The 17,280-nt window shown below is 72.7% G+C and carries 15 protein-coding genes and 1 pseudogene; 13 read left to right on the top strand and 3 right to left on the bottom strand.

The features are described from left to right. Positions 1–94: 94 nt before the first annotated feature. The 7 genes from F1734_RS17070 (at position 95) to F1734_RS17040 (ending at position 7,949) form a co-directional block, all read left to right on the top strand. Complete coding sequence (locus tag F1734_RS17070) at positions 95–934, top strand: GNAT family N-acetyltransferase (protein ID WP_010596593.1); 840 nt, start codon at positions 95–97, stop codon at positions 932–934. A gap of 19 nt (positions 935–953) precedes the next feature. Continuing rightward, positions 954–1,832: a lysophospholipid acyltransferase family protein gene (locus tag F1734_RS17065; RefSeq protein WP_203010806.1), complete on the top strand. Its 879-nt coding sequence runs from the start codon at positions 954–956 to the stop codon at positions 1,830–1,832. A 42-nt stretch (positions 1,833–1,874) separates the two neighbouring features. After that, positions 1,875–3,101 (top strand): cysteine desulfurase family protein, encoded by a 1,227-nt coding sequence (locus F1734_RS17060; RefSeq protein WP_010596591.1) that lies wholly within the window; start codon positions 1,875–1,877, stop codon positions 3,099–3,101. 5 nt (positions 3,102–3,106) lie between these two features. Next, entirely contained in the window at positions 3,107–4,198 is a 1,092-nt protein-coding gene (gene mnmA, locus F1734_RS17055) for a tRNA 2-thiouridine(34) synthase MnmA (protein WP_119699864.1), read from the top strand. Continuing rightward, a complete protein-coding gene (locus F1734_RS17050) occupies positions 4,195–5,247 on the top strand; it encodes a methionine synthase (RefSeq protein WP_048770789.1) in 1,053 nt (350 codons plus the stop codon). The genes mnmA and F1734_RS17050 overlap by 4 nt, the downstream gene beginning before the upstream one ends. A 10-nt stretch (positions 5,248–5,257) precedes the next feature. Next, a complete protein-coding gene (gene ligA / locus F1734_RS17045; RefSeq protein WP_026137779.1) occupies positions 5,258–7,381 on the top strand; it encodes an NAD-dependent DNA ligase LigA in 2,124 nt (707 codons plus the stop codon). Positions 7,382–7,460: 79 nt separating this feature from the next. Further along, positions 7,461–7,949, top strand: a complete 489-nt coding sequence (locus F1734_RS17040; RefSeq protein ID WP_010596586.1) for a GNAT family N-acetyltransferase — start codon at positions 7,461–7,463, stop codon at positions 7,947–7,949. Positions 7,950–7,958: 9 nt separating this feature from the next. On the opposite strand, the gene F1734_RS17035 is transcribed toward F1734_RS17040, so the two are convergent. Beyond that, entirely contained in the window at positions 7,959–8,609 is a 651-nt protein-coding gene (locus tag F1734_RS17035) for an ACT domain-containing protein (RefSeq protein ID WP_010596585.1), read from the bottom strand. Positions 8,610–8,899: 290 nt separating this feature from the next. Between F1734_RS17035 and gatC the strand changes: the two genes are divergently transcribed. Next, entirely contained in the window at positions 8,900–9,199 is a 300-nt protein-coding gene (gatC, locus tag F1734_RS17030) for an Asp-tRNA(Asn)/Glu-tRNA(Gln) amidotransferase subunit GatC (protein ID WP_003936975.1), read from the top strand. Beyond that, a complete protein-coding gene (gene gatA, locus F1734_RS17025; RefSeq protein ID WP_017680823.1) occupies positions 9,196–10,671 on the top strand; it encodes an Asp-tRNA(Asn)/Glu-tRNA(Gln) amidotransferase subunit GatA in 1,476 nt (491 codons plus the stop codon). Before gatC ends, gatA begins: the two co-directional genes overlap by 4 nt. A gap of 28 nt (positions 10,672–10,699) precedes the next feature. On the opposite strand, the gene F1734_RS17020 is transcribed toward gatA, so the two are convergent. Together F1734_RS17020 and F1734_RS17015 are read right to left on the bottom strand one after the other, a co-directional pair. Then, a complete protein-coding gene (locus F1734_RS17020; RefSeq protein ID WP_010596582.1) occupies positions 10,700–12,025 on the bottom strand; it encodes an alpha/beta-hydrolase family protein in 1,326 nt (441 codons plus the stop codon). Then, positions 12,010–12,588, bottom strand: coding sequence for a hypothetical protein (locus F1734_RS17015; protein ID WP_225222834.1), 579 nt, complete (start codon positions 12,586–12,588; stop codon positions 12,010–12,012). Before F1734_RS17015 ends, F1734_RS17020 begins: the two co-directional genes overlap by 16 nt. Positions 12,589–12,692: 104 nt before the next feature. On the opposite strand from F1734_RS17015, the pseudogene F1734_RS17010 reads away from it, so the two are divergent. The 4 genes and pseudogenes from F1734_RS17010 (at position 12,693) to gatB (ending at position 17,278) form a co-directional block, all read left to right on the top strand. Next, positions 12,693–13,906: pseudogene (locus F1734_RS17010) on the top strand (sensor histidine kinase). A gap of 9 nt (positions 13,907–13,915) precedes the next feature. Beyond that, complete coding sequence (locus F1734_RS17005) at positions 13,916–14,590, top strand: response regulator (RefSeq protein ID WP_010596579.1); 675 nt, start codon at positions 13,916–13,918, stop codon at positions 14,588–14,590. Positions 14,591–14,675: 85 nt separating this feature from the next. After that, complete coding sequence (locus F1734_RS17000; protein ID WP_010596578.1) at positions 14,676–15,707, top strand: 6-phosphofructokinase; 1,032 nt, start codon at positions 14,676–14,678, stop codon at positions 15,705–15,707. 59 nt (positions 15,708–15,766) lie between these two features. Beyond that, the gene (gene gatB, locus F1734_RS16995; RefSeq protein WP_017682349.1) at positions 15,767–17,278 is read left to right on the top strand and encodes an Asp-tRNA(Asn)/Glu-tRNA(Gln) amidotransferase subunit GatB; all 1,512 of its coding nucleotides are present in this window, start codon (positions 15,767–15,769) and stop codon (positions 17,276–17,278) included. Positions 17,279–17,280: the final 2 nt, after the last annotated feature.

The following is a 17,280-nucleotide window of genomic DNA, read 5'->3' as shown; positions in this document are numbered from 1 at the left end:
GCCGCGTGCGTGCCGGGGCATGTTCACCGGACGTGCACGGAGGCGACACCGTGCCGCCCCTGCCGCGACGTACCGGCTCGATACACATTGCGCCATGACCACTTTGCTGGCGCCGGCCCGGGACCCGCGGCCGGAGGCGATGCTGTCGGGGCCGCGCTATTCCCTTCTCGTGTCCGCCGACCGGGAACACCGCGAGGCCGCCCAGCGGCTGCGTTACCGGGTCTTCGCCGCAGAACCCGGGTTCCGTCTTCCCGCAGGCATGGCGCCGGGCATCGACGCCGACCGTTTCGACGAGTACTGCGACCACCTGCTGGTGCGCGAGAACCACACCGGCGCGGTGGTGGGCTGCTACCGGATGCTGCCGCCGGACGCCGCCCGCGCCGCCGGGGGCTACTACACCGCCACCGAATTCGATCTCACCGCCCTCGATCCCGACGGTCTGCGGGCGGTGGAGATGGGACGCGCCTGCGTCGACCCCGCCCACCGTTCCGGCTCGGTCCTGTCGCTGATGTGGGCCGGGATCCTGCGCTACCTGCAACTCACCGGGCACAACTGGGTGATGGGGTGCGTGTCGGTGCCGATACGCACCCACCCCGCCGACGTGCCCGGCGCCAACGTACGGGCGGTGCGCGACGTGCTGCTGGCCCGGCACGCGGTCGAAGCGGACCGGCGGGTGCTCCCCCGGAAACCCGTCGTCGTCGACGGCCGCGCCCTCGAGGACATCCCCCCGCCCGCCCGGCCGGTGCTGCCGCCGCTGCTGCGCGGATATCTGCGGCTCGGTGCCCGCATCTGTGGCGAGCCCGCCCACGACCCCGACTTCGGCGTGGCCGACTTCGTGGCGCTGCAGAGCCTCGCCGGTGCCGACGCGCGCTACCTCGACCGGCTGCGGACCGCCGCCGAGAACGCCGAGGCGGCCGCGGGAGCACGGGCGTGAACGCCGCCGGAGGGCGGCCGTGAACACGCGCGCCCACGCCTGGATGCCGGCCAGTCCCTGCGGCGCGGGCTGCCTCCTGGCCGATGCGGGACGCGTGAATTTCGTCACGGCCGCGGGCCGGTGGATGCTCGTCGTGGCGGTGCTGACGACCGCCCCGTTCCTGACGGCCGGCCGGCTCCTGCCCCGCTCCGGGCGCCTCGCCGCCCAGCGGGCGTTCGCCCACGTGCTGCTGCGGTGTGCCGGGCTGCGGCTGACGGTGACCGACCTGCGGGGCCGGGACGAGGAGGGCGGGGGCGTGCTCGTCGTCGCCCCGCACGTGTCCTGGACCGACGTGCTCGTCCTCACCGCCGTCGCGCCCGCGGGGTTCGTCGCCCGCAGCGACCTGCTGGAGTGGGGACTGCTCGGCGCGCTGGCCCGGCGGATGCGGGTCATTCCCATCGCGCGCGAACGCCTGCGCGAGCTACCCGTCGTGGTCGCACGAATCCGCGACCGACTCGCGGCGGGGGAGACGGTCGCGGCGTTCCCGGAGGGCACCACGTGGTGCGGCAGGGCGTACGGCGGATTCCGTCCGGCGCTGTTCCAGGCCGCGATCGACGCCCAGCGCCCGGTGCAACCGGTCGGGCTCCGGTACGCCGACGCCGCCGGGACGATCGCCACCGGCCCGGCGTTCGTCGGCGACGAGACGATCGGCGCCTCGTTGCGGCGGCTGCTGCGGCACCGGGGCGTCGTGGTGGAAGTGGTGCTCGCCCCGCTCGAGCGGCCCGGCTCCGATCGCCGCGACCTCGCCGCGCGGTGCGAACGGTCCGTGCGGCGGAACGACGACGGAGCCGAACTCGCCAGGCTCGGCCGCGCCGTCCACGACACCGCCGGCCGGGAGGAACTCCGGGCCGGACGGTGAGGGCGGCGGGCGCGGAGCCCGACCCGCTATCCTGGTCCGGTCATGACCTCGAACCCCGCCGGAGCCTCCGGCACCTCGAAGACCGTCTACCTCGATCACGCCGCGACCACGCCGATGCTGCCCGCGGCCGTGTCGGCGATGACGGAGGTCTTCGCGACGGTCGGCAACGCGTCCTCCCTGCACGGGTCGGGACGCGCGGCGCGCCGCCGCGTCGAGGAGGCCCGGGAGTCCGTCGCCGCGGACCTCGGCGCCCGTCCCTCGGAGGTCGTCTTCACCTCGGGGGGCACGGAGGGCGACAACCTCGCGGTCAAGGGCATCTACTGGGCGCGCCGCGACGCCGATCCGCGCCGTCGCCGGGTGATCGCGAGCGCCGTCGAGCATCACGCGGTGCTCGATGCCGTCGAATGGCTCGTCGCCCACGAGGATGCCGAGGTCACCTGGCTGCCCGTCGAGGCCGACGGGCGGGTCGAGCCGGATGCGCTGCGCCGGGCCCTGGCCGAGCACTCCGACGAGACGGCCCTCGTGTCGGTGATGTGGGCCAACAACGAGGTGGGCACCGTGATGCCCGTCGCCGAACTCGCCGCCGTCGCCGCCGAGTACGGGGTGCCGATGCACAGCGACGCCGTGCAGGCGGTGGGTCATCTGCCGGTGGACTTCGCCGCGAGCGGGCTCGCCGCCATGACGATCGCCGCGCACAAGTTCGGTGGTCCCCAGGGGGTCGGTGCCCTGCTGCTGGGCCGCCAGGTGCCGTGCGTGCCGCTGACGCACGGCGGAGGGCACGAGCGCGACGTCCGGTCGGGAACGCACGACACGGCCGGGATCGCCGGCATGGCCGCGGCGCTGCGCGAGGCGACGGCCCAACTCGGCGAACGCGCCGCCGTCCTCACGGCGCTGCGTGACGAGCTGATCGCCGGCGTGACGGGCGTGGTACCGGACGCGATCCTCAACGGCCCGCGCGGTGCGGACCGCCTGCCCGGCAACGCACACTTCACCTTCCCCGGCTGCGAGGGCGATTCGCTGCTCATGCTGCTGGATGCGGCCGGGATCGAGTGCTCGACCGGTTCGGCCTGCACCGCCGGCGTGGCCAGGCCCAGCCACGTGCTCGTCGCGATGGGTGCGGACCCCCGCACGGCCCGTGGGTCGTTGCGATTCTCGTTGGGCCACACGTCGACTCGCGCCGACGTGGAGGCCGTCGTGGCGGCGCTGCCGCAGGTGGTGGGACGGGCGCGGGCCGCCGGACTGGCCGGCGCCGGTAGTCGAGAGAGGTGACATCGATGAGGGTGCTCGCGGCAATGAGCGGTGGCGTGGACTCGGCGGTGGCCGCGGCCCGCGCGGTCGATGCCGGCCACGACGTCGTCGGCGTGCACCTGGCGCTGTCCACGGCGCCGGGGACTCTGCGGACCGGGTCGCGGGGCTGCTGCTCGAAGGAGGATGCGGGCGATGCCCGCCGGGCCGCCGACGTGCTCGGAATCCCGTTCTACGTCTGGGATTTCGCCGACCGGTTCAAGGAAGAGGTCATCGACGACTTCGTCGAGTCCTACGCCGCCGGCCACACCCCGAATCCGTGCCTGCGCTGCAACGAGAAGATCAAGTTCGCGGCCCTCGCCGACCGGGCCGTGGCACTCGGCTTCGACGCGGTCGCCACCGGCCACTATGCCCGGCTCGAGGACGGCGTCCTGCGACGCGCGGTCGACGCCGGCAAGGACCAGTCGTACGTGCTCGGCGTGCTGACGGCGGATCAGCTCGCGCGTGCGATGTTCCCAGTCGGGGACACCCCCAAGGAACGGATCCGCGCCGAAGCGGCCGAGCGGGGTCTCGCGGTGGCGGACAAGCCCGACAGCCACGACATCTGCTTCATCCCCTCCGGTGACACCCGCGCCTTCCTCGGCGCTCGCATCGGGGTCCGTCCCGGCCGGGTCGTCGACGCACGGTCCGGCGCAGTGCTCGCCGAACACGAAGGGGTGCACGGTTTCACGGTCGGGCAGCGCAAGGGGCTGGGCATCGCCGGCCCGGGCGCGGACGGCCGCCCCCGCTACGTCACCGCGATCGAGCCGGACACCGGCACCGTGAAGGTGGGCTCCGCGGAGGATCTGAAGGTGTGGACGATCCGCGCCGAGCGCGCGGTGTGGTCCAGTGGCACCGCGCCGGCCGGACCGCTCGAGTGCGTCGTGCAGGTGCGCGCCCACGGCGGTGTCGCGGCGGCCGTCGCCGAGACCGTCGGCACCGGTCTCGAGGTGACCCTGCGCGAACCCCTCACCGGCGTGGCCACCGGACAGGCCGTGGTGCTGTACCGGCCGGACGTGGCCGGCGACGTCGTCCTCGGCAGCGGCACCATCGCCGGCACCGGTACGGCGACGACCCGGTGAGCGCGGAATCCTGGTCCGGTGTCGCTACCGGCATCGGCTCGTGGCCCGGCGTCGACGCCCGGGAGTCGGCGGCGACCGTGCTCGGCGAGCTCGAGGCGCTGCCGCACCTGGTCGAGCTGCCGGCCCGGGGCCTCGGGGCCGATCTCGTCGGCCGTACCGGCGCGCTGCTGGTCGACCTGCATCTCGACACGTCCACCACCGGATATCGGCTCGGCGGTCGTCGCGGCGTGGTCGCGGCCCGCGCCGGCGATCTGCTGCGCCGAGACCTTGATGCACTCGAAGAAGCTTGGGAGACAGCGGGACTCGGACCGGGTCGGACTCTGAAGGTGCAGGCGGCCGGACCCTTCACCCTCGCCGCGCACACCGAGCTGGCCGGCGGCCGGCGCGTGCTCACCGACGCCGGTGCCGTGCGTGACCTCGCCGAGTCCCTCGGCGAGGGGCTGGCGCGGCACGCCGCGGAACTGACCCGTCGCCTCGGCGCCGACGTGGTGGTCCAGCTGGACGAGCCCGCGCTGCCCGCCGTCCTGGCCGGGACCCTGACCGGGCGCACGTCCCTCGAGTCGGTGCCCGCGCTCCCCGAGCCGGAGGCGCAGCACCTCCTCGAGACCGCACTGGCGGCGATCGGCCGGCCCGTCGCGGTGCACTGCTGCGCCCCGGGCGTGCCGACGGGGATGCTGCGTCGCAGCGGTGTCGACGCCGTCGCGCTCGACGTCGCGCAGCTCACCGCCGCCGACCTCGACGGAGTCGGTGAGCTGGTCGACGCCGGAACGACCCTCCTGCTCGGGCTGGTCCCCTCCACCGCGCCCGACGCCGCCGTCCCCACCTGGCGTGAGCTCGCCGGCCCCGCGACCGCGCTGATCGATCGGCTGGGCTTTCCCCGTGCCACCTTGCGTTCGGTCGGGGTCACCCCGCGTTGCGGCCTGGCCGGCGCCGATCCCGCGTGGGCGCGCCGGGCACTGCGCCTCGCCCGCGACATCGCCGCCGCGTTCACGGACGATCCCGACTCGCTCGGGTCCGCAGCGGCCGGGAACGTCGTATCGCTCGACTAGTCTTTCCGGCGTGAGTGAATCGACGGACGCGCCCACCCAAGCTCCGCCCGACGTGCGTGAGCGCTGGCAGCAACTCGCGGAGGAGGTGCGCGAGCACCAGTTCCGTTACTACGTGCGCGATGCGCCGATCATCTCCGACGGTGCCTTCGACCAGTTGCTCGGCGCGCTGAAGCAGCTCGAGGACGACTACCCGGACCTGCGCGTCCCCGATTCCCCCACCCAGCTCGTCGGGGGCGGCTTCGCCACCGACTTCACCGCCGTCGACCACCTCGAACGGATGCTCAGCCTCGACAACGTCTTCACCGAGGACGAGTTGCGGGCCTGGGTCTCCCGCGTGGAAGCCGAGACCGGCCCGGACCTGCACTACCTCTGCGAGGTGAAGATCGACGGCGTCGCGCTGAGCCTGGTGTACGAGGACGGCCGGCTGCGCCGGGCCGCCACCCGCGGCGACGGCCGCACCGGCGAGGAGGTCACGCTCAACGCTCTCACGATCGACGACATCCCCGAAAGACTCACCGCGACCGAGGAATTCCCGATTCCCCGCGTGCTCGAGGTGCGGGGCGAAGTGTACTTCCGGCTCGAGGACTTCCACGCGCTCAACGCCGCCCTCGTCGCCGAGGGCAAGGCCCCGTTCGCCAATCCGCGCAACACGGCGGCCGGATCGCTGCGGCAGAAGAACCCTGCGGTGACCGCGCGACGGCGCCTCGGGATGATCTGCCACGGGCTCGGCCACGTCGAGGGATTCGAGCCGGTGTCGCTGTCGCAGTCCTACGCCGCCCTCGCCGCCTGGGGGCTGCCCGTCTCCGGGCACACCGCCCGTGTCGTCGGCGTCGACGAGGTCCTCACCCGGATGCGGTACTGGGGTGAACACCGCCACGACGTCGAACACGAGATCGACGGGCTCGTGGTCAAGATCGACGAGGTGTCCCTGCAGCGGCGGCTCGGCAGCACCTCGCGCGCGCCCCGGTGGGCGATCGCCTACAAGTACCCGCCGGAGGAGGTGACCACGAAGTTGCTCGACATCCGCGTCAGCGTCGGCCGCACCGGCCGGGTCACCCCGTTCGCCTACATGGAACCGGTCACGGTCGCCGGATCGACCGTCTCCCTCGCCACGTTGCACAACGCGTCGGAGGTCGCACGCAAGGGGGTGCTGATCGGCGACACCGTGGTGCTCCGCAAGGCCGGTGACGTCATCCCCGAGGTGCTCGGACCGGTCGTGGACCTGCGTGACGGCACCGAACGCGAGTTCGTCATGCCCGCCGAATGCCCCGAGTGCGGGACACCGCTCGCCCCCGCCAAGGAGGGCGACGTGGACCTGCGCTGCCCCAACCAGCGGTACTGCCCGGCGCAGCTGCGCGAGCGGGTCTTCCACGTCGCGGGCCGCGGCGCGTTCGACATCGAGGCGCTCGGGTACGAGGCGGCCACCGCGCTGCTCGAGGCCGGGGTCATCGCCGACGAGGGCGACCTGTTCGACCTGACCGCCGACGACCTGCTGCGCACCTCGCTCTTCCGCACGAAGGCAGGGGCACTGTCCGCCAACGGCGCCCGCCTGCTCGCGAATCTTCGCGCGGCCAAGGACAAGCCGCTGTGGCGGGTGCTGGTCGCGCTGTCGATCCGGCACGTCGGCCCGACCGCCGCGCGGGCACTGGCCACCGAGTTCGGCAGCCTCGACCGGATCCGGGAGGCGTCCGTCGACGAGCTCGCCGCAGTGGAGGGGGTCGGACCGACCATCGCAGCGGCGCTGGGCGAATGGTTCGCGGTCGACTGGCACGTCGCGATCGTCGAGAAGTGGCGCGCGGCCGGGGTGCGCATGCTCGACGAGCGCGACGAATCCGTCGAACGCACACTCGAGGGTCTGTCGATCGTCGTCACCGGCTCGCTCGAGGGGTTCTCACGGGATCAGGCCAAGGAGGCGATCCTGCTCCGCGGTGGCAAGGCGGCCGGCTCGGTGTCGAAGAAGACCGCGTTCGTCGTCGTCGGGGACGCGCCGGGAACGAAGGCCGACAAGGCGGCCGAGCTGGGCGTCCCTGTCCTCGACGAGGAGGGGTTCCGCCGCCTGCTCGAGCTCGGCCCGGCCGGCGTCTCGGGTGGCACGGACGCGATCGAGGAGGAGTTCGGCGAGCTCGAGAGCTGACCGGCGGCCGGTGCCGGTGTGACGAGGATCGCGCGGGAACCGTTTGGGCGGAGGGGGTGGGCACTGCGATAGTCCTCGAGTGATCGAGATCAGACGCGTGAGCCCGGACGAGTACGACGCCGTCGGCGCCCTCACCGTCGACGTGTACGTCGGCGGCGGATTCGTCGAGCCCGACGACCCGTACGCCGAGCGTCTGCGCGACACCGCCACCCGCGACGAACACGCCGAGGTGGTGATCGCACTGGCCGACGGCGAGATCGTCGGGTCGGTGACGCTGGCCGAACCGGCATCACGCTTCGCGAACATCGCCGAGAAGGGCGAACTCGAGTTCCGGATGCTGGCCGTCGCGGCGTCGGCACGCGGGCGCGGGGTCGGGTCGGCGCTGGTGCGGCACGTCCTCGACACCGCGTACGACCGCGGTGATCGCGCGGTGGTGCTGTCCACCCAGCCGGACATGGTCGAGGCGCGCCGCATCTACGACCGCAACGGATTCGTCCCGGTCACCGAGCGGGACTGGGCGCCGGTCCCCGGCGTGGAGCTGACCACCCTGGTGCGCGAACTGGTCTGAGCCGTCCGCTCAGCCGAGGACGGTGCCGATGATGCCGGCCAGGTAGCCGAGCCGGGCCACCTCGGACGGGCGGAACTCCGGGCCGCCGGGCCGGCCGAGCATCAGTACCCGCCCGTGGGTGCCCAGCGGCGCCGCCGCCAGGGTAGTGTTCATCGTCCGCCACAGGTCGGGCACCCACTCGCCCTCGTGGTCGAGCAGCATCGGCTTCTCGAGCGGCATCCACGGCACGTCCGCCGGCCGGGTCTCGGGGGCACCGGAACTGCCCACCACCCGGTACGCGCCGTGCGGGCCGGTGTCCACGACGGTCGCCCAGCCGACGCGCAGCACCCGGGGTGCACCGTCGACGAGCACCTGCAACCGGTCGTGGCGGGCGGTGGCGACCTGGTCGATCAGCTCGAGTTCGCGGTGGGTGTCGAGGATTCCCGCATAGGGCCGGATCGAGTCCACCGTGACGCCCTCGAGGCGTTCGGCGGCCGTGATGAGCGTGTCCGGCAGCGAACCGGCATCGACGTCGACGACGAGATCGTCGATCGCGAAGCCGGCACCGCGCTCGACGACGTCGAGCGAGAGGATGTCCGCACCGACCGACCCGAGCGCAACGGCGAGTGAGCCGAGGCTGCCGGGACGATCGGGAAGCTGGACGCGTAACAGGTACGACACGAGCGTCCTTTCCCGGTTCCGAAGTCACGGCCGAGGCGGGCGGCCGGCGACGGACACCATCTTTTCACTCCCGCACCCCCGCCGGACGCCGGTCCCGCACGGCGGCACCGAGGCGAGCCGGGAAACCGCCGGTCACGCGCGCGTTGTCACACGAACGACACAGGTGTTTCTCCGAACTGCAACACGGCGGGCGGCCGGCGACGGTCCGGGGAACCGGCGAAACCGTGCCGTTCGGCACGCACTACCCTGGACGGCACGTTCGTTTCTTCATCGGAAAGGGGTCACCGAAGGTGCCTGCCATCTCCCGTGACGAGGTCGCGCACCTCGCCCGGTTGTCCCGGCTCGCGCTGACCGACGCCGAACTCGACGAGTTCGCCGGCCAGCTGGATACGATCCTCAGCCACGTCAAGGCTGTGTCGGAGGTGGCCGCGGACGATGTGGCGCCGATGGCCAACCCGAACGCGGTGACCAACGTGACCCGCCCCGACGAGGTGCACCCGGGTCTGACTCCGGAACAGGCGCTCGCCGCCGCCCCGCTGGTCGAGGACGGCCGCTTCTCCGTCCCGCAGATCCTGGGGGAGGGCGAATGAGCACCGATCTCACCCGGCTGTCCGCGGCCGATCTCGCCGAACGCATCCACTCCGGCGACCTGTCGTCGGTCGAGGTGACTCGTGCGCACCTCGACCGCATCGCCGAGGTCGACGGCGAGTACCACGCGTTCCTGCACGTGGCGAGCGACCAGGCGCTGGCCGCGGCGGCCGAGGTGGACCGCGCGGTCGCGGCGGGGGAGAGCCCGGCCTCGCCGCTCGCCGGTGTCCCGATCGCCCTCAAGGACGTGTTCACCACGACCGACATGCCCACCACGTGTGCCTCGAAGATCCTCGAGGGCTGGATGTCGCCGTACGACGCGACCCTGACGACGAAGCTGCGGCAGGCGGGCATCCCGATCCTGGGCAAGACCAACATGGACGAGTTCGCCATGGGCTCGTCCACCGAGAACTCGGCGTACGGACCCACCCGCAACCCGTGGGACACCACCCGTATCCCCGGTGGGTCCGGTGGCGGTTCGGCAGCCGCGCTGGCCTCCTATCAGGCACCGCTGGCCATCGGCACCGACACCGGCGGGTCGATCCGCCAGCCTGCCGCCGTCACCGCCACGGTCGGCACCAAGCCCACCTACGGCACGGTCTCCCGGTTCGGTCTCGTCGCCTGCGCCTCGTCGCTCGACCAGGGCGGCCCGTGCGGCCGCACCGTGCTCGACACGGCGTTGCTGCACGAGGTGATCGCCGGACACGACCCGCGCGACTCCACGTCGGTGGACGCACCCGTCCGGCCCGTCGTCGAGGCCGCCCGCCAGGGCGCGCAGGGCGACCTGAAGGGTCTGCGCATCGGGGTCGTCAAGGAACTGCACTCGGACAGCTACCAGCCGGGCGTGCTGGCGTCGTTCGACGCGGCCGTGGCCGAACTCACCGCGCTCGGCGCCGAGGTCGTCGAGGTCTCCTGCCCGCACTTCGAATACGCGCTCGCCTCGTACTACCTGATCCTGCCGTCCGAGGTCTCGTCCAATCTGGCCCGCTTCGACGCCATGCGCTACGGCCTGCGCGTCGACGACGGCACGATGAGCGCCGAGCAGGTCATGGCCGCCACCCGGGCCGCCGGGTTCGGCAAGGAGGTCAAGCGCCGCATCATGATCGGCACCTACGCGTTGTCCTCCGGCTACTACGAGGCCTACTACGGGCAGGCGCTCAAGGTCCGCACCCTCATCGCGCGGGACTTCGAGAAGGCGTACGAGCAGGTCGACGTCCTCGTCTCGCCGACCAGCCCGTTCACCCCGTGGAAGATCGGCGAGAAGGTCGACGACCCGCTGGCGATGTACCTGTCGGATCTGTGCACGCTCCCGACCAACCTCGCCGGACACTGCGCGATGTCCGTTCCGTCCGGGCTGTCCGCCGACGACGGGCTGCCCGTCGGTCTGCAGATCATGGCCCCGGCGCTCGCCGACGAACGGCTCTACCGCGTCGGCGCCGCGTTCGAGGCCGCCCGCGGCCCGATCGTCGCCTGAGCCCGGGTCCCCGGTGCGACTGCCGCCGTCAGGGGCGGTCGCACCGGGCCTGGTCCGGGCCGTAGCGGTGCCCGTGACCCGGGGGCGCGTCCAGCGCCACCGGCAGATCCAGCGTCGCCTGCACGAAGCTGACCACCGGCAGCCACCGCGGCACGGGCGCGTCGCGTCGCGCACGGGACAGATCGGGCGGTGACCACAGCAGCGAGGGTCGCCACCACACCACCGGATCCGACGTGTTCGCGGTGACGGCCGCCCCGTCCGTGCGCACCGCGCCCGCCGGTGGGCCGGCCCAGATCGCCGCGCACGGACCCGTCGCCGTCGACGCCAGGGCGGCGCTGCCCCCGACCGCGCCGAGGCTCTGCCCGTACACGTGCACCTGCGGACGCCGGACCGGGTCCAGGGCATCGATGCGGGAACGCACCGACGTGAGCAGGGCGCGGGCCGACTCCGCGGCCGCGTCCCGGTCGAACAGGAACGTCACCCAGCTGGGTGCGGACGAGTACTGCTGCGCGACGAGCGCGACGTCGCCGCCGAACAGCGCGGCGAACCCCCGCACCGCGCCGGGGTCGACCCACCCCGAACCGGTGGGCACCACCACTACGACGTGGGCGCGTGCGAACCCGCCCGCGCGCTCGAGCTCGCGGACGGCCAGCGCTGCGCGCGACCGGACGTCCGGGGCGGATCCGAGCCCCACGTACGTGCGGATCGCTCGAGCGTCGGCGCTCACGAAACGGCGGCCCTCGTCGCCCAGTGACTGCCATGCCACCAGCGACGACGGGCTCCCGGCCGCGGTGGCGGCGACGGGCGCCGTGTCCGGGTACGCCGGCCCGGCCCCGACGGGAGCAACCGCGACGACCGCTCCCAGCGTCACCGCGGCGGCCGTGGCGACGCCCGCGCGGACGTCCGCCCGCCGCCGCCACGCCTCCGGAACCCGGCCGAGCACCCGTGTCGCGCCGAGTATGCACGAGGAGCACACGCACACGACGATCCAGTGCCCCGTCCCCGTCGGGGGCCGCCCCATCGCGGCCCGCAACCCGTCCTGCCACTGCGCCGCCGCGAGAACCGTCCACCCCAGCGCGACGGCCGCGGCGAGCAGCGCCACCGCCCGCGCCACCGGGCGCGCGGATCCCGCGTTCCGCCGGCGGCACAGGCCGGCGGCTCCCGCCGCGGCTGCGGCGGCGCATCCCGAGACCGCGGCCTGCGCCAGGGCCGGACGGGGCAGCAGCGACGGCGCGAGCGAGACCCACACCGCCACCGTCACCGCCACGGTCGCCGCCACCCGCGGGCAGCGCCGTGCGAGGACGTCGAACCCCGCGCCGGGGGACGTCGCGCGCCCGCTCATCGGGGCGTCCATCGCGCCGCCGCAACCAGCGCCCACACCGCGGCCGCGTACGGAAGCGGTGACTCGGGGACCGGGGCCCCGTCGCCTTGCCGCCACGAATTCACCCGCACTGCAAACGAAGCCACAGTCGCAGTGACGCCGCACCAGTCGTCGCCGGGCGCCGTCGCGCGGCACGCCTCGTGCAGCTGCCGGCTCAGCCGGGCGTCCAGGCCGCGCCGCGCCTGCGGACCCGGTTCGTGTCCCGACGACCGCGCGTACCGCAACAGGTCGTATCCGAGATCGTGCTCCCGGCAGGGCGTTTCGAAGAAGTCCGGCAGGGGGACGGGGGAGGAGCAGCCGCCGAGCGGGTCCACCAGGATCCCGTCCTCGGTGACCGGTCGATAGTGCATCGCCGGCTCGAAGCCGTCCGGGAAGGCGTCGAGCGCCGCCCCGGTGTCGCCCTCGGACAGTGCCGCCACTGTCGCAATCACGGCGCCCGGATCCGGCTGCGCGGGCGGAGCGGGCTGTGCCCACGCGGTTCCCAGACACAGCGCTGCGGCCGTGCCCAGAAGTGCTGTCATCGGTGGTCTGCGCATGTGGCGGACGTTAGGGACGGCGGGGACTGCCGGAGATCCCGCGACGGAGCGGTCCGGCCACGAGCGTCTACCGCCACGGGGCCAGGCGGCTCTCACTCCCCGGTATGACGACAGTGCCCACGCCCCGGACCTACCGTGGTGCCGTGCGCTGGACGAGAGAACACGGCCGCGGCCGTCGGTGGACGATCGCGATCGTGGCGGTGACCCTGATCCTGTATGCGGTCGCGTGGCCCACCCTGCACCTCACCCACGAGGTGCCCGTCGCGCTGATGCCCGTCGTCGCGGCGCTCGCGGCCTGGCCGTTCGTGGCGATCCGGACCGATCCCGCCCTCGGCTGGGCGGTTTCGGCCGGGGCCGCGCTGGCGATCCCCCGCGCCTTCGACCTCGCCCCCGGCTACGACTACCCCTGGCAGGTGGTGCACATCCTCGTGCTGTGCGCGCTTCTCGTCGCGGTGAGCATGCGCGCTCCCCTGCAGGTCGCCGGGCTCGTGTGGGCGGCCACCGTGGTGCTGTTCTTCACCCACGTGCCGGGGCAGAACGGCTGGGGGTGGGCACTCGGCCTGAGCGCGATGGCGGTGTTCGGCTGCTCGTGCGGTGGCTCGTGCTGTCCCGCCGCCAGCTTGCCCGGCAGGAGGAGCTCAGCGAACTCGAACGGGCCCGCCGGGCGATCCTCGAGGAGAAGGCCCGCATCGCCCGAGACCTGCACGACATCGTCGCGCACCACATGTCCCTCGTCGTGGTCCAGGCGCAGAGCGCCCCGTACCGTCTGCCGGACGTTTCCGAGCCGGTGCGCGCCGAATTCGACTCCATCGGGGCGACCGCGCGCGAGGCGCTGAACGAGGTGCGCGGCATGCTCGGGGTGCTCCGGAGCGAGAACCTCCCCGACGACAGGGCCGCCGGCGACGAACGGGCGCAGGACCCGCAGCCCGGCCTGGACCGGCTCGGGGACCTGTTCGAGGGGGCGCGCCGCGCCGGCATGGTCCTGTCCACCGCGGAGAACGGTGACCCGTCCGGCGTCTCGGACGCCACGGCCCTGACGGTGTACCGCATCCTGCAGGAATCGCTCGCCAATGCCGCCCGCCACGCCTCCGGTGCGCCGGTGCGGGTCCGCGTGGGCTACGGGCCGGACGAGGTGAGCGTGACCGTGTGCAACGGCCCCGGGCGGGCGGGGCCCGGGTCGGGGGACCGCAGCGGCGGGAACGGCATCCGCGGCATGGTCGACCGGGCCCTGGCGGTCGGAGGCCACCTCGTCGCCCATCCCGCCCCGGGCGGTGGTTTCGAGGTGCGCGCGCAGCTGCCGCGCGTCCAGGCCGCCTAGGCTGAGGCCGTGACGGACCCGACCCCCATCACCGTGTTGATCGCCGACGACCAGGCCATGGTTCGGCAGGGCTTCGGCGCGCTGCTCGCTGCCCAACCCGACATCAGCGTGGTCGGCGACGCTCCGGACGGCCGGCGGGCCGTCGCAGAGGCGGCCCGCCTGCGACCCGACGTGGTCCTGATGGACGTCCGGATGCCGGAGATGAACGGACTCGACGCGGCCCGGCACATCCTCGCCGGGCGGATCGATCCGCCGACGCGGGTCCTGATGCTCACCACGTTCGACATCGACGACTACGTCTACGAGGCACTGAGCCTCGGCGCCAGCGGGTTCCTGCTCAAGGACGCGCCCGCCGAGGAACTGATCCGGGCGGTCCGCGTCGTCGCCGACGGCCAGGCGCTACTCGCCCCGACCGTCACCCGCCGCCTCATCGCGGACGTCACCCGCCGGCGATCGCCGCGCCGCGGCCGCGAGCGGGCACTCGACGCGCTCACCCCGCGCGAACGTGAGGTGCTCGAGCTGATCGCGCGTGGACTGTCGAACCAGGAGATCGCCGCTCACCTGTTCGTCGCCGAGCAGACGGTCAAGACGCACGTGGGGAAGGTGTTCGGGAAGTTGCACCTGCGGGACCGGGCACAGGCGGTGGTGCTGGCATACGAGTCCGGACTGGTCGTGCCCGGGTGAGCGACGCCCGCGATCGGGATGCCGCGGGCGCCGGGCCGGGGCAGTATTGCCGGGAGGACCACCGACAACCTGCACGGAGGAACGAATGACGCGCATCGGCATTCTCACCAGCGGCGGGGACTGCCCCGGCCTGAACGCGGTGATCCGCGGAGCGGTCCTCAAGGGGAGGACCGTCTACGACCAGGAGTTCGTCGGGTTCCTCGACGGCTGGCGCGGATTGGTGGAAGGCGATGCGATCCCCTTGGACCGCAGCAAGGTCCGCGGATTGTCGCATCAGGGTGGCACCATCCTGGGCACCAGCCGGTTCGGCCCCTACCAGGGGCCGGACGGCGGCGCCGAGAACATCGCCCGCACACTCGAGCGCATGGGCGTCGACGCCGTGATCGCCATCGGCGGCGAGGGCACGGCCGCCGCCTCCAAGCGGTTGTTCGAGGAGGGCATCCGGATCGTCGGGGTGCCCAAGACGATCGACAACGATCTCGGCCAGACGGACTACACCTTCGGCTTCGACACCGCCGTCGAGATCGCCACCGAGGCGATCGACCGGCTGCGCACCACCGGCAACTCGCACAAGCGCTGCATGGTCCTCGAGGTGATGGGCCGGGAGGCAGGATGGATCGCGCTGCACTCCGGCACGGCCGGGGGCGCCCACGCCATCCTCATCCCCGAACAACCCGAGAGCATCGAGCAGATCTGCGAGTGGGTCACCAGCGTCCGGGACCGCGGCCGCGCCCCGATGGTGGTGGTCGCGGAGGGATTCACCCTGCCGGACATGGCCGAGGCGTACTCCGACAAGGGACGCGACGAGTTCGACCGGCCGCGGCTCGGCGGCATCGCCGACGTCCTCGCCCCGATGATCGAGGAACGGACAGGCATCCAGACCCGTGCCACGATCCTCGGCTACATCCAGCGGGGCGGCGTGCCCACGGCCTTCGATCGGGTACTCGCCACCCGCCTGGGTATGGCGGTCACCGATCTCGTCGCCGACGAGGAGTGGGGCCACATGGTGGCGCTGCACGGAACCGACATCGTCCGGGTCGGTTTCGACGAGGCGCTCGCCAACCACAAGCGGGTGCCGAAGGACCGCTACGAGGAGATGCGCATCATCTTCGGGTGAGCTCACGCCGGGCGTGAGCGCCGGATCGCCGGATGTCGGCACCGTCTAAAATCGAGCCCATGACTGCCGCCATGTCCGATGATCTGCTCGCCTACGACGAGGTGCTCGCGAAGTTCGAGCCCGTGATGGGCATGGAGGTGCACGTCGAGCTGCACACCGCCACCAAGATGTTCTGCCCGTGCCCGACCACGTTCGGAGCCGAACCGAACACCCAGGTGTGCCCGGTGTGCCTCGGTCTGCCCGGTTCGCTGCCCGTGGTCAACCAGGCGGCGGTGGAGTCGGCGATCCGCATCGGGCTGGCGCTGAACTGCTCGATCACGCCGTGGGGCCGGTTCGCGCGGAAGAACTACTTCTACCCGGACCAGCCGAAGAACTACCAGATCTCGCAGTACGACGAGCCGATCGCCACGGACGGCCACCTGGACGTGGTCCTCGACGACGGCACCACGTGGCGCGTGGACATCGAGCGCGCGCACATGGAGGAGGACACCGGCAAGTCGCTGCACGTGGGTGGCGCCACGGGCCGCATCCACGGGGCGAGCCACTCGCTGCTCGACTACAACCGGGCCGGGGTGCCGCTCATCGAGATCGTCACCAAGCCGATCGTCGGTGCCGGCGAGCGCGCCCCCGAGGTCGCCCGCGCCTACGTCACCGCGCTGCGGGACCTGCTGAAGGCCCTCGACGTGTCCGACGTGCGCATGGACCAGGGCTCGATGCGGTGCGATGCCAACGTCTCGCTCAATCCGATCGGAGCGGCGGAGTTCGGCACGCGGACCGAGACGAAGAACGTCAACTCCCTGAAGTCGGTCGAGGTCGCCGTGCGGTACGAGATGCGCCGCCAGGCCGCGGTTCTGACCGCGGGCGGCACCGTGGTGCAGGAGACCCGGCACTTCCAGGAGGCGGACGGCACCACCTCCCCGGGCCGGCGCAAGGAGACGGCGGAGGACTACCGCTACTTCCCGGAACCGGACCTCGAACCGATCGCTCCGAGCACGGAGTGGGTCGAGGAACTGCGCGCCACCCTGCCCGAGCTGCCGTGGCTGCGGCGCGCCCGGATCCAGGCCGAGTGGGGCATCTCCGACGAGGAGATGCGTGACCTCGTCAACGCCGGCGCCCTGGACCTGATCATCGCCACCACCGAGGCCGGTGCCCCGGCCTCGGAGTCGCGGTCCTGGTGGGTCGCCTACCTTGCGCAGCAGGCCAACAGCCGCGGCGTCGAACTCGTCGAGCTGCCCATCACCCCGGTGCAGGTCGCAGAGGTGATCGCCCTCGTCGCCGACGGCACGCTCACCAACAAGCTCGCCCGCAAGGTCGTCGACTACGTGCTCGCCGGAGAGGGCGACCCGAAGCAGATCCTCGCTGCCCACCCCGAGTTGGTGGTCGTGCGCGACGACTCGCTGATCAAGTCGGAGGTGGAGAAGGCGCTGGCCGCCAACCCCGACATCGCCGACAAGATCCGCAGCGGCAAGGTCCAGGCGGCCGGCAAGATCGTCGGCGACGTGATGAAGGCTACCCGTGGTCAGGCCGACCCGGCCCTGGTCAAGGAGCTCGTGCTCGCCGCCTGCAGCTGAGT

Origin of the sequence: Rhodococcus ruber (assembly GCF_016804345.1) — a bacterium.
Classification (GTDB): Bacteria; Actinomycetota; Actinomycetes; order Mycobacteriales; family Mycobacteriaceae; genus Rhodococcus; species Rhodococcus ruber.
The sequence above is the reverse complement of the archived record's forward strand: the minus strand, read 5'-3'. Positions and strand labels throughout refer to the sequence as shown.

Bases quoted from the DNA above. Each gene is read 5' to 3' on its own strand.
- F1734_RS17015 (WP_225222834.1), bottom strand. From the start codon at position 12,588: ATGCGCAGACCACCGATGACAGCACTTCTGGGCACGGCCGCAGCGCTG.
- F1734_RS17020 (WP_010596582.1), bottom strand. From the start codon at position 12,025: ATGGACGCCCCGATGAGCGGGCGCGCGACGTCCCCCGGCGCGGGGTTC.
- gatB (WP_017682349.1), top strand. From the start codon at position 15,767: ATGACTGCCGCCATGTCCGATGATCTGCTCGCCTACGACGAGGTGCTC.
- F1734_RS17000 (WP_010596578.1), top strand. From the start codon at position 14,676: ATGACGCGCATCGGCATTCTCACCAGCGGCGGGGACTGCCCCGGCCTG.
- gatA (WP_017680823.1), top strand. From the start codon at position 9,196: ATGAGCACCGATCTCACCCGGCTGTCCGCGGCCGATCTCGCCGAACGC.
- F1734_RS17060 (WP_010596591.1), top strand. From the start codon at position 1,875: ATGACCTCGAACCCCGCCGGAGCCTCCGGCACCTCGAAGACCGTCTAC.
- mnmA (WP_119699864.1), top strand. From the start codon at position 3,107: ATGAGGGTGCTCGCGGCAATGAGCGGTGGCGTGGACTCGGCGGTGGCC.
- F1734_RS17070 (WP_010596593.1), top strand. From the start codon at position 95: ATGACCACTTTGCTGGCGCCGGCCCGGGACCCGCGGCCGGAGGCGATG.